This window comes from Psychrobacter sp. T6-1, from assembly GCF_052258445.1.
On sequence record NZ_JBQQFC010000059.1, the window covers coordinates 1 to 11,572 of the forward strand.

General features: G+C 45.1%; 12 protein-coding genes and 1 pseudogene. 12 read left to right on the forward strand and 1 reads right to left on the reverse strand.

Annotation, left to right across the window (positions count from 1 at the left end; genetic code table 11):
- From ACTXGO_RS05350 to ACTXGO_RS05395, 10 genes are all read left to right on the forward strand, one after another.
- Positions 1-311: hypothetical protein (locus ACTXGO_RS05350; RefSeq protein ID WP_443573599.1), on the forward strand; the 311-nt coding region annotated here is incomplete at its 5' end.
- Positions 312-355: 44 nt separating this feature from the next.
- Positions 356-667, forward strand: a complete 312-nt coding sequence (locus ACTXGO_RS05355) for a hypothetical protein (protein ID WP_443573601.1) — start codon at positions 356-358, stop codon at positions 665-667.
- Between the two features lie 239 nt (positions 668-906).
- Positions 907-1,701, forward strand: a complete 795-nt coding sequence (locus ACTXGO_RS05360; protein WP_435950218.1) for an ABC transporter ATP-binding protein — start codon at positions 907-909, stop codon at positions 1,699-1,701.
- Between the two features lie 283 nt (positions 1,702-1,984).
- Positions 1,985-2,785 carry a transporter substrate-binding domain-containing protein gene (locus tag ACTXGO_RS05365; RefSeq protein WP_443542452.1) on the forward strand — a complete coding sequence of 267 codons (801 nt, stop codon included), beginning with the start codon at positions 1,985-1,987 and terminating at the stop codon, positions 2,783-2,785.
- 82 nt (positions 2,786-2,867) lie between these two features.
- Complete coding sequence (locus tag ACTXGO_RS05370) at positions 2,868-3,803, forward strand: transporter substrate-binding domain-containing protein (RefSeq protein ID WP_435950220.1); 936 nt, start codon at positions 2,868-2,870, stop codon at positions 3,801-3,803.
- 24 nt (positions 3,804-3,827) lie between these two features.
- Positions 3,828-4,622 (forward strand): ABC transporter substrate-binding protein, encoded by a 795-nt coding sequence (locus tag ACTXGO_RS05375; protein ID WP_435951003.1) that lies wholly within the window; start codon positions 3,828-3,830, stop codon positions 4,620-4,622.
- 282 nt (positions 4,623-4,904) lie between these two features.
- Entirely contained in the window at positions 4,905-5,639 is a 735-nt protein-coding gene (locus ACTXGO_RS05380; RefSeq protein WP_317200209.1) for an ABC transporter permease, read from the forward strand.
- 13 nt (positions 5,640-5,652) lie between these two features.
- Positions 5,653-6,378, forward strand: a complete 726-nt coding sequence (locus ACTXGO_RS05385; protein ID WP_443573603.1) for an ABC transporter permease — start codon at positions 5,653-5,655, stop codon at positions 6,376-6,378.
- Between the two features lie 103 nt (positions 6,379-6,481).
- Positions 6,482-7,195, forward strand: a complete 714-nt coding sequence (locus tag ACTXGO_RS05390; RefSeq protein ID WP_435950222.1) for a fumarylacetoacetate hydrolase family protein — start codon at positions 6,482-6,484, stop codon at positions 7,193-7,195.
- Positions 7,196-7,383: 188 nt separating this feature from the next.
- Complete coding sequence (locus tag ACTXGO_RS05395) at positions 7,384-8,859, forward strand: alpha/beta fold hydrolase (protein ID WP_317200206.1); 1,476 nt, start codon at positions 7,384-7,386, stop codon at positions 8,857-8,859.
- Between the two features lie 126 nt (positions 8,860-8,985).
- On the opposite strand, the gene hslO is transcribed toward ACTXGO_RS05395, so the two are convergent.
- On the reverse strand, positions 8,986-9,960 hold the full coding sequence (gene hslO / locus ACTXGO_RS05400) for an Hsp33 family molecular chaperone HslO (RefSeq protein ID WP_435950223.1): 975 nt from the start codon (positions 9,958-9,960) through the stop codon (positions 8,986-8,988).
- A 341-nt stretch (positions 9,961-10,301) separates the two neighbouring features.
- Here hslO and ACTXGO_RS05405 point away from each other — a divergent pair, with 341 nt between their 5' ends.
- On the forward strand, positions 10,302-11,282 hold the full coding sequence (locus tag ACTXGO_RS05405) for a glutamate/aspartate ABC transporter substrate-binding protein (RefSeq protein ID WP_435950224.1): 981 nt from the start codon (positions 10,302-10,304) through the stop codon (positions 11,280-11,282).
- 93 nt (positions 11,283-11,375) lie between these two features.
- A pseudogene (locus ACTXGO_RS05410) lies at positions 11,376-11,572 on the forward strand (amino acid ABC transporter permease); the annotation flags it as partial.

Sequence of the window (11,572 nt, forward strand, 5' to 3'; positions counted from 1 at the left end):
ATATGACTGCTACCGAGAAAAAAGCAAAACCTATCATATCTAAAAAATGGTTGTATGGCTCCTTAGTCGCACTGGCACTGATCTGGGGCGTCTATACCAACACCGAAGCCGCTAATAATAATGGGGCACCAAACTCAGTGGAACAAGTACAGATCGATAATGGCAATGACGACATCGATATCGTTACGGACGATGATTATGCTAGTGATGACGATATTGACAATGACAATGACAATGACAATGACAATTATAATGATGATGATGATACTGACCAAGAGTGGGGCTATGACTCTTTAGATGACGAAGAGTAAATGTTATTACTTTTAACAACTAAATAATGATGAGTGATTATATTATGCAAAAATCTATTTATAAAAACCTATTGCTGGCGACATTAGCAACTTCAGTACTCTCTTTGAGCGCTTGTGAAGACAAAGGCTCTAAAACCAGCGAAGATGATCCGACTTATGATGCGCAAACTGAAATTGAGCAAGAAGCCACTAGCGTCGATAATGATATGCCAGCAGACGATGTGGCTATTGCAAGCGCCAATGATGGTGTTGCGATGGACAACGAGGTTATGAATGACGATGTTGCTATTGCTATAGCGGATGACTCAGAGGTTCTTGATGGCACTGAATCATCAGAGCACGTGTCTACTTACTAAATCAGTAGATAGTAGGGCGCAAAAGACACTGAGATGCTAAAATAACGCTCAAATGTGCTACGGCAGATTTGAGCTTTTTTGTGTCTTTATTTGAATAGACAAATACACGTTTGCCTTTTGGCTGTATTTTAGGCGACAATATGCAACCTTTCGTCGCTGCCAAATCAATTAATCTATTAGATAAAAGCACTTAGATTCTAACTTCTTATTACTCATACCTATTGGAAACCTGCTAAATCATGCTTGATATCGCAAAAGATCCGACTCGTCCTATCGCCTTAGACCTAGAAGATATTCATAAAAGCTATGGCTCACTAGCAGTACTCAAAGGCGTGTCTTTGACCGCGTATGATGGCGATGTCATCTCTATATTAGGCTCGTCAGGCTCTGGGAAATCAACTTTGCTGCGCTGCATCAATATGCTAGAGAAACCGAATAAAGGTCGCATCACGATCGGTAATGATGAGCTGATGCTAAAACCGGGTAAGTCAGGTGAACTGCAAGCGGCGGATGTCAAAGAATTAGAGCGGCTGCGCGCCCGCGTAGGATTTGTATTCCAAAACTTTAATCTGTGGCCGCACAAGACCATTTTGCAAAATATCATCGAAGGGCCGACGCAGGTTCTCAAAGTTAAAAAAGCGCAAGCGATCAGCGATGCTGAAAAGCTACTCGATAAAGTGGGTTTACTCGATAAAAAAGACGCTTATCCGGCGAATTTATCGGGCGGCCAGCGTCAGCGCGTTGCCATTGCACGCGCCTTAGCAATGCAGCCGCAGGTTTTGCTGTTCGATGAGCCAACCTCAGCGCTAGATCCAGAACTGGTTAATGAAGTGCTCGCTGTGATGCGTGAGCTGGCAGAGGAGGGGCGCACGATGCTGATTGTGACTCATGAAATGCGCTTTGCTCGTGAAGTCTCAAGCCAAGTGGTGTTTTTGCATCAAGGCGTGATAGAGGAGATGGGTACACCTGAGCAAATATTTGACAATCCAACCTCTGAGCGCGTCAAAGACTTTATGTCGTCGCATCGTCAGTAACCACGTTTTTAGCTATATCAATAACCATGTTTTTAAAAGTACTACTCATTAAATCCATACTATGGATAAACAATCCTCTAGTAACAGACTTTCATTAAAAAATTATTGCACAATAATGACAGCTCAGTTGCAAAATGTTTGTTTTTGATATTTGAGTCAGGTATTATCAAAGAGTTTATGCAGCGCTCCAAGCTGTCCTCACTTTATATCAGCAAGTTCTATGGTTTGGCATGGATGTCAGATCATTATTCTTGCGTATTTATTCAACACTAAGGAATGTAAGATGTCGAATTCTCGCCTATTGTGGTCATCGATGACCGTCGCTACCGCTATGCTGATTGGGGCATGTAGCCCAGCTACTGATGAGACTGCTACTGACGCCAACGTAGATGCGGCTACCACAGATACCGCGACTAAGACCATACGTATTGCCACCGAAGGCGCTTACCCTCCTTTTAACATGACCAATGCTGATGGTAGTCTGTCAGGTTTTGATGTTGATGTCGCCAACGCCCTATGCGAGCAGATGCAAGCACAGTGCGAGATTGTCGCGCAAGATTGGGACGGTATTATCCCAGGTCTATTGGCACAAAAATATGATGCGGTCGTCGCTGGTATGTCAATCACTCCTGAACGCCAAGAAAAAGTCGATTTTACTGAGCCTTACTTCGCTAATACTATGGTGTGGCTAACTGATACCGAAAGTGGTTTTGATCCTATGGCGATCAAAGACCTCACTTTGGGCGGTCAGCGTTCAACCACACCTGGTGCTTATCTACAAGATAACTATGAAGGCAAAGATGGCAATACCGTTCAGTTGTATGACAACTATGATAATGCCTATCTGGATCTAAAGTCAGGTCGTAGCAATGCAGTCCTCGCCGAAAAAGTCTCGGCCAAATCATGGCTGGCTGATAATACTGAAGGCTTCGGTATAGTAGGCGATGAGATCGATAACAATGACAACATCGCTATCGCCGTTCGTAAAGATGATCCGTTAAGAGATGAGTTTAATAAAGCCCTTAGTGAAATCCGTAGTAATGGTGAGCTGGCACGTCTTGAGCAAGAAAATTTTGGTCAGTAAATGAGTTGAGTTATTCTAATTCTAAAAGTACTGCTCTCGCTCACACCTATTATTTGACGCAATATACTAAGGACTTACTACAATGAAAAACTTAACCACACTAAAATCTAAAGCCAAATGGCTTGCGCCTGTCAGTATCGCGATGCTGATGGTTGCAGGCTGTAGCAATAATAGTACGACTACTGATGAGACAGTAGCGGTCGATACGGCGACTACCGATGCGCCAATGAATATCAAAATCGCCACTGAATCAAGCTACAAGCCGTTTAGTTATACTGACGCTGATGGCAAATTAATTGGCTATGAGATTGAACTGATTGATGCTCTATGCGCGCAAATGAAAGCCGACTGTGAAGTAATCTCACAAGATTGGGACGGCCTAATACCTGGTCTAAATGCACAAAAATTCGATGCGATTATCGCTGGCATGTCGATCACGCCTGAGCGCCAAGAAGTTATCGAATTCTCTGACCCATACTTTTATAGTGGTATTGTCCTTATCGGCAAAAAAGGCGATGATCTGACGATAGATAATTTGGCAGGTCAGCCAATCGGTTCACAGCGCTCTACTGTATCTGCGCAGTACTTGCAAGATGAGCATCCAAATGCTGACATCAAATTCTACGATACTCAAGATAACGCCTATTTAGATCTTACATCAGGTCGCGTACGCGCAATGATGTCGGACAAAGTTACAGGCATTGACTGGTTAAAGACGCCAGCAGGGCAGGATTACGAAATCAAAGGCGCTGAGATCAATACTGATGAAGACGCGATGGGCATTGGCTTTCGTAAAGATGATCCTTTAGTTGCCAAATTCAATCAAGCCCTTGGCGAGCTCAAAGACAACGGCACTTATGAGCAAATCACCGCCAGCTATTTTGGCACCAGCTCAACGGCTGCCGCGCAGCAAGCGGCTAACGATAGTGTCGAAGAAGTACTCGTCATCGATGAGGGTAGCGTAGAGGGTAACGCGCTGATCGCTGAAGAAGAGCAAGCAGAGGCTATGGCTAACTAATATTTGGATTAAGTATCAAGGATGATCATGATAAAGACTTTTGTATCACTGGTAGCGATATCAGCACTGGCATTATCAGGCTGTAGTAATAGCCAAGATACTGGCGCTGAGCCTGTAGACGCGGCTCCCAATACCGATGAAATCTTACGCGTGGCAACAGAAGGTGCTTATGCGCCTTTTAACTATACCAATGCTGATGGCTCATTAGGTGGGTTTGATGTCGAAATGGCTAATGCTATATGTGACGATATGAAAGTCACTTGTGAAATTATGGCGCAAGATTGGGATGGTATCATTCCAGGACTCAAAGCGGGCAAATACGATGCTATCGTGGCGGCGATGTCAGTGACGCCAGAGCGGGCGCAGCAAGTGAGCTTTACAGATCCTTATTTTAGCAACACTTTAGTGTTTTTAGCCAAACAGGGCAGCAGTTTTGATCCAAGTAACCCTGATGATATCAATACTAATTCTATCGCCGCGCAGCGCTCTACTATCTCATCACAGTGGCTAGAGGGCGAATACCCTGACGCGAATATGATGCTATATGACACGCTAAGCAATGCATTCTTAGATTTAGGTTCAGGTCGCGTTGATGCGATGGTCTCTGACAAGCTGCCTGCTATCGAATGGCTCAGCTCAGAATCTGGCAGCGGTTACGTGCTAAAAGGCGATGAGATCGATATCAAAGACAACTTTGCGATCGCAGTACGCCCAGGTGATGAGCTTGAGGGTAGAATAAATCAAGCGCTTGCTAATATCAAAGCTGATGGCACCTATGATGCGCTTAATGATAAGTACTTTTCAGTAAGCACGCAGTAGCCAGTACGAAACAGCAGCTGCTAAAATACAGTAGTTGCTAAAATACAATGACTAAGCTATTGCAAGAAAGACATTACCGCTTTGGTGATGTCTTTTTTGTATGCATAGCGCTGCTGGTATATGATAAAATCAGCGCTCAGTTTGCTGCGCTAGTCATAAGGGTTGTAGCGCGCTTTTATAAGGTCACTATCTGACACATTATAAAAACGTTATAAACACGTTGTTTGAGACGATAGTAAACGACTATTTTATTGATAATACAAAGAGAATAAGTGAATAATTGTGTTTGACCTACAAGGATTTGGCGCGCTATTGTTAAGCGGCGCCGCTGTCACTATCAAGCTTGCGGTAACCAGCCTAATTATCGGTATGGTATTAGGTCTGCTTGGTGCAACAGCAAAACTCTCTGACGTCTGGATACTGCGCAAGCTTGCGACAGTATATACGGCGACGATGCGCGGTATTCCTGAGCTGCTCTTAGTCCTGTTTATCTACTATGGCGGCTCTATCTTGTTGATGAGTATTCTCAAGAGATTCGGCTATAACGAGTACGTCGAGGTCAGTGCTTTTTGGGGCGGTGTTATGGCGCTATCCATCGCTTTTGGCGCTTATGCAACCGAAATCTTTCGGATGTCTATACAAGAGATTCCGATAGGTCAAAGCGAGGCGGCGCAAGCGGTCGGTATGCGTCCTTTTCAGATATTTTACCGTATTACCTTACCGCAAGTCTGGCAAATTGCACTACCAGGTTTAGGTAATTTATTCTTAGTGCTGCTCAAAGATACCGCTTTGGTCTCTGTCGTCGGTCTCAAAGACATCATGTATCAGTCCTCGCGCGCCGCGCAATCAACGCAGCAGCCTTTTACCTTTTATATGGCAGCTGCGATTATCTATTTGGGTTTGACCATGCTTATCACAGGCTTTATGCTTTGGCTGGAATGGCGTGCTAATCCAGCGGCGCGCTATGCCAAAAAACTAAGCCGTCAATCTGCCCCTAGCCAACCGATCGCCAAGTAGAGGAGAGTCACTTATGGATTGGAATTGGCAAGTTATTTTTGAGCATATCCCAGACCTCTTAGGCGGCGCAGTATTGACTGTGCAGCTGGTCGTGGTCTCAGGTATTATCGGGCTATTTTTTGGTCTAGTATTAGCGCTACTGCGATTGTCCAAAAGCTGGGTCATACAGATATTACCTTTTTTATATATTTTCTTCTTTCGCGGTACGCCGCTGCTGGTACAGATATTTTTGATCTATTATGGTTTGGGCCAGTTTGAGTGGATACGGGAGTCGATGCTTTGGGATCCTGTGCTTAGCCAAGCCTACTGGTGCGCTATAATTGCCTTTACCTTAAATACGAGTGCTTATCTGGCTGAGATTATTCGCGGTGCGATTCAGACCATACCAGCAGGTGAGCTTGAAGCCGCTGATGCGATCGGAATGTCCAAATGGCAAAAGCTTACGCGCATTACCCTGCCGCGCGCTTTTGGTATTGTCATTCCCGCCTATAGTAACGAAGTCATCTTTATGCTCAAAGGTAGCGCGCTCGCCTCAACCATAGCACTCATGGATATCACTGGGGTGGCTCGTACGATTAGTGCGCGCACTTATACCTTGATGGAGCTGTTCTTTGCCGCAGGTATTGTTTATCTGCTGCTGTCATGGGTAATCTTGTTTAGCTTTAGACTCTTTGAGAAGCGAATGAATCGCCATGCCAGCTACGTGCCGCCAGATGTTATGACCAATACCATTCCGTAATAAGTTGGAGTTTAAACCACAAGTTATTCGTGGTTTAGACCTCATCACTTAAATAGTGCCCTATCTATTAACTGTAGCTATCAATTTGTAGTGAGGATTTTGTATGAGTCAATCGTCACATATGTCTTTAGTAAATACTATTGATGATAACGTTAATGATGATAGTGCGATAAAAGCTAGCGAGCGTTTGTGTGCGTCTATCGGTAAAGTCGTTTGTGTCGGCCGCAATTATGCCGCGCACGCCGCTGAGCTTGACAATGAGATACCTAGTGCCCCTATGCTTTTCATGAAGCCTGCCTCCTCTGTAGTTTCTATCAGGCAAGATATCATCCGTCCCGACCCACAAGTGTATGGCGAAACGCATTATGAGACGGAGCTATGTATTCAGCTGGCATGTGATCTAAGTGCAGCGACGGCTGAGCAAGCCCGCCAGGCAATATGTGGGGTAACTTTAGGTCTTGATTTGACCTTGCGCGAGCTTCAAAGCGCGCTCAAAGCCAAAGGTCATCCTTGGGAGCGTGCTAAATGTTTTGATGGTGCATGCGTACTTGGCGATTGGCTTGATCCAAAAGCGGTTGGAGATTTGACGCAAGTACATTATCAATTGCACATCAATGATAAGCTGGCGCAAGATGGTGATAGTGCCTTAATGCTGTTCTCAGTTTATGATTTACTTGCTGATATCAGCCATGCCTTTAGCTTACAAAAAGGCGATGTCATCATGACCGGTACCCCAAGTGGCGTTGGCGCGCTAGGAGCGGGTGACAAGCTCATGCTTTGTCTTGGTGATCATCAATGGATAACGTCAGTGCGATAACGTCACCGCAGTTATATCAGATGTCAGTTCATCATAATTATAGTAATGATGGCTTGTTGCGCTTCGTTAGTCGTCAAATTCCTACCGCCCATAACAAGCACACTTGTGAGTCAATCCCTTTTCTTCTCTTTGCTTGCGTTAAGGGCTAGTATGTCAAATACCCTTTAACCGCTGAGCACGTCACCACTATGAACAGCACAGAGAACAGCCCAGATTCACTCGACACCATTCACGATCTATTCTCTAGTGCTCGGCACAAGACCGAAGCTTGCACGATCGCTGAAAGCATGCCGCTACATGCCGACTTATATGAACAAATCGCTCAGCTTGAGTCAATCGATGAGAACGAAGTCGCCAAACTATTAGAAGATGACGGCGATCCTATATTACCGCGTCAGCCGATTACTTTAGGCGATTTTTTTGAGGGTCTAGCGCAGCTGGCGACTATGGGCGTGGTCGAGGTCACAGATATCGTTGAGGCGATTCACCGTGAGGTGATTTTGCGTCCTTTAGGGCGGTTTAATGATGAAGGTCATTTCAACAACTGGCAGCGCGGTATCACTGGGCGTATCTACGGTACAGTTCGTCATATTATGCTGCTAGTTGGCAATAACTTATCATCAGTACTACGCCTATATAAAAGTGTTTCCAATGACAAAAAACAACAGCCTTTGCCTGAGTCCTTAAAAAAGCTAGTCAATGTTTTTAATGGGGTCATGGGCGATCACTTAGTTAATCACAATAACGCGCTTGCCATCTCTATGGCATTGTATGATAGGTACGGTCAGATACAGCGCCGAGAGCTCTCTGGACGCGTCATTATTTTGTGTCATGGCCTATGTATGAGTCATTTAAGTTGGCAGCCTGCCAAAGGTGACGGTTTGGGCGACTTTATCTTAAATAGTCAGCCTGACGCTACGGTACTATATTTAGATTACAACACTGGACGCCGTATCTCACGCAACGGTCATACGCTCTCCAAAGTCCTGCAAAACCTCGTCGATAATAATCCAGCACTGACACAAATCGATCTGGTTGGTCACAGTATGGGTGGCTTAGTTGCGCGTAGTGCGCTGTTTTATGGTCAGCAAGATCGCATGAGCTGGGTTAAAGGTGTTGGCAACCTGGTGACTCTAGGCTCGCCGCATCACGGCGCTATTCTTGAGCGCATTGGCTTTATGGTACAAGATATCATCGCCAAACTCCCTTTTGCAGGCTCTCTTGCCAAATTGGGTGATATGCGTAGCGCAGGTATTATTGATTTGCGCCATGGTAGTATCCGTGATGCCGATTGGAAGTCTTTGGAGGGCCGCAATGTGTTGCCACAAGACTTTCGTCATCCTGCGCGCTTGCCTCGGCACGTGAATACATTTTTTGCTGCCGCCACTTTGATTGAGACTTATTATGGCTCAAAGGTATCAAACGTCGTAGGGGATGGGCTGGTATCTATAGATTCGGCATTAGGTGAGCATGCTGATGAGCATACTTTAATGCTACCCGATGGCAACAAAGCGATATTTTATGGCGTAAGTCACATGAACTTAATGTACAACGAACGCGTTTTTAGACAAGTGGTAATGTGGCTACTTGATAATGGTAAAACGGACTACTCAAAAGAGTCTCGCGTACACTCTTATCCCGATACGGTAGAAGTGGTGATCTAATAGCGCACTGACAAAAAACCCTCAAGCGGCATACTTGAGAGTTTTATTATAGGTAGCTTGATATTGTATTTGGCTTAATATTGTATTTAGCCTGATATTGTATTTGAGCTACTATTTAAACAAAGACTACTCAGCAAATATCGCTGACACATCTTCTTTATCAAAAGTGTAGACTGCGCCGCAAAACCCGCAATCCATCTCAAAGCTGCCGTTTTGCTCGGCTAAAATATCTAGCGCTTCGGTCTCACCAATCTGCTCAATCGCCATCGCGCATTTCTCGCGCGAACAAGTACAACCAAACGCTAACGTTACAGGATCAGGAGCGACGACGTTCTCTTCATTATATAGACGATAGATAATCTCGCTGGCGTCCAAAGTGGTCAGCTCCTCGTCCTTGACCGTACGAGTGAGCAGCGACAGGCGAGTCCACAAGTCATCATCGATACCCGCGTCTTCGTTTTGCTCAACCTCATAAGCCTCTTCAGCAGTACGTGGCAGCATTTGTACCAAGATGCCTCCAGCTTGCAAGCCGTCTGAGGCAAGACTGATTAGAGTCGGAATCTGCGCTGACTGCTTTTGGTAATGGGCAAGGCACTGAGCTAGATTATCATGGGTACGCTCAACGATGCCTTGATATGCCTCGCCGCCATCAGGCTGAATATTGATAAACAATACGCCTTGACCTGTTGCGCCAAGCTCAGCAAACGCCTCATCAGCATAAGTCATGTTATTCCAAGCTTGTACTTGCTCATCCGTCTGTCCCTTCCAGCTGGCAAGCGCGCGTATGATACCGTCTTGATCGCACTCTGCCATCGCCCAGTTAAGCAAGCTGTCGCTGTCTGATGATTGCAGCTGAATAGATAGATGACCATCGATTTTGACGGTACCGATAAGCAAACTTGCTGCCGTCAACATCTCACCTAACAAGCGCCTGATGGCCTCGGGATAATCTTTTTGAGCGATAGTTGAAGCATAACTGCGCGACAAGCGCACCACATCACCGCGCACAGGGGAGTCCTCGATAAAAAATCGCTGACGCACATCAGTAGTGCTGCTATCGTTATTATGCTGTGTATTTGTGGTTTGGGTATCTGAAGTCATAAGTCATTTATTCTTTGAAAAGGTGATAGCTTTATGGGGATTATCAAAGATTTATCAATCATGTGTGCGTATGTTTGAGACTTATATCGCAGTTATTCTGAATGTAAATATAGAACAGATGTAGACAACTAAAGTGAGAATATGACGCGTCCTAAGAAAAGTGTTGTAAAGTAACATAAAGTTGCACTATTATGAACGCTAGGTAAACATTTCAACAAGTAACAAGTAAATATTGATAAGCAATTATTTTAAATAGAAGCAACTGCATGGACGCTTAGCGAGGACTTTACCTGCGCGCAGGCGTCCTCTTAAATTTGTATTGTGATAAAAGGATGTATCTCATGGCTTACGCTTTAACAAAACCTTTAACCTTCGCCGCCCTATTAGCTTTGGGTTTGACAGGTTGCAACAACAGTAATCAGACCGCAACTGAAGAGGCGCCCGCAGATGGTGCTACGACAGAAGCGGCTGCCAATCCTAATGGCACTCTGCAAAAGATCAAAGACTCAGGCACTATCGTAGTCGGTTACCGTGATTCTTCTATTCCGTTTTCTTATATCGCAGATGATCCCAATCAGCCAATGGGTTACGCGCATGACTTAGAGATGAAAGTCGTTGAAGCTATCAAGCAAAACCTAAACATGCCAGATCTAAACGTTCGCTATAATTTGATCACTTCACAAACTCGTATTCCACTCGTACAAAACGGTACAGTCGACTTTGAATGTGGTTCTACGACCAATAATGAAGAGCGTCAAGAGCAAGTCGCCTTCTCGAACGGTTTCTTTGAGATCGGTACGCGCTTGCTTACCAAAAATGACTCAGGTATCAGCGGTTTTGATGACTTAGAAGGCAACACGCTAGTCACCACTGCAGGGACGACCTCTGAGCGTTACATCCGTCAATACATTGACGAGAAGCAAATGGATACCAATGTCATCTCAGCCAAAGATCACGGCGAAGGCTTCCTTATGCTAGAAAACGGTCGCGCGGATGCCTTTATGATGGATGATGTCTTGCTAGCAGGCGAAAAGGCCAAAGCCAAAAATCCTGACGAATGGGTTATCGTAGGTGAGCCACAATCGTTTGAGATCTATGGCTGCATGATGCGCAAAGACGATCCAGAGTTTAAGGCTGTGGTCAATGAAGCGCTTAACAATGTCTATAGCTCAGGCGAGATCAACGATATCTATAGCAAGTGGTTCTTGAACCCAATCCCACCAAAGAACGTCAATTTGAACTTTGAGATGTCAGACAATCTAAAAGCCCTCATTGCCAATCCGCATGACAGCGCGCAACCAAAAGTGGCTACTGCGCAGTAACAGCGTCCCTCAACACAGCTGCTTGCTTACTGAGTTAATATTTAGTATTAGCCTAGTAGGCAGGCTTATTTATCGCAGCTTGGAGAGACCGTTATGAACTATAGCTGGAACTGGGGTGTGCTCTTTGAGCAGACTGGTATCGGTAATGAGCTATATATTCACTGGATGATTACTGGTCTTGGCTGGCTGCTATTGATCGGTAGTATCGCCTGGACGATCGCGATGGTCATCGGTACCATCTTTGGTATTATGCGCACGCTACCAAGCAAAACTGCGCGTCGTATCGGTAC

Coding starts and splice junctions, on each gene's coding strand:
- ACTXGO_RS05355 (WP_443573601.1), top strand. CDS start 356: ATGCAAAAATCTATTTATAAAAACCTATTGCTGGCGACATTAGCAACT.
- ACTXGO_RS05360 (WP_435950218.1), top strand. CDS start 907: ATGCTTGATATCGCAAAAGATCCGACTCGTCCTATCGCCTTAGACCTA.
- ACTXGO_RS05365 (WP_443542452.1), top strand. CDS start 1,985: ATGTCGAATTCTCGCCTATTGTGGTCATCGATGACCGTCGCTACCGCT.
- ACTXGO_RS05370 (WP_435950220.1), top strand. CDS start 2,868: ATGAAAAACTTAACCACACTAAAATCTAAAGCCAAATGGCTTGCGCCT.
- ACTXGO_RS05385 (WP_443573603.1), top strand. CDS start 5,653: ATGGATTGGAATTGGCAAGTTATTTTTGAGCATATCCCAGACCTCTTA.
- ACTXGO_RS05390 (WP_435950222.1), top strand. CDS start 6,482: ATGAGTCAATCGTCACATATGTCTTTAGTAAATACTATTGATGATAAC.
- ACTXGO_RS05395 (WP_317200206.1), top strand. CDS start 7,384: ATGAACAGCACAGAGAACAGCCCAGATTCACTCGACACCATTCACGAT.
- hslO (WP_435950223.1), bottom strand. CDS start 9,960: ATGACTTCAGATACCCAAACCACAAATACACAGCATAATAACGATAGC.
- ACTXGO_RS05405 (WP_435950224.1), top strand. CDS start 10,302: ATGGCTTACGCTTTAACAAAACCTTTAACCTTCGCCGCCCTATTAGCT.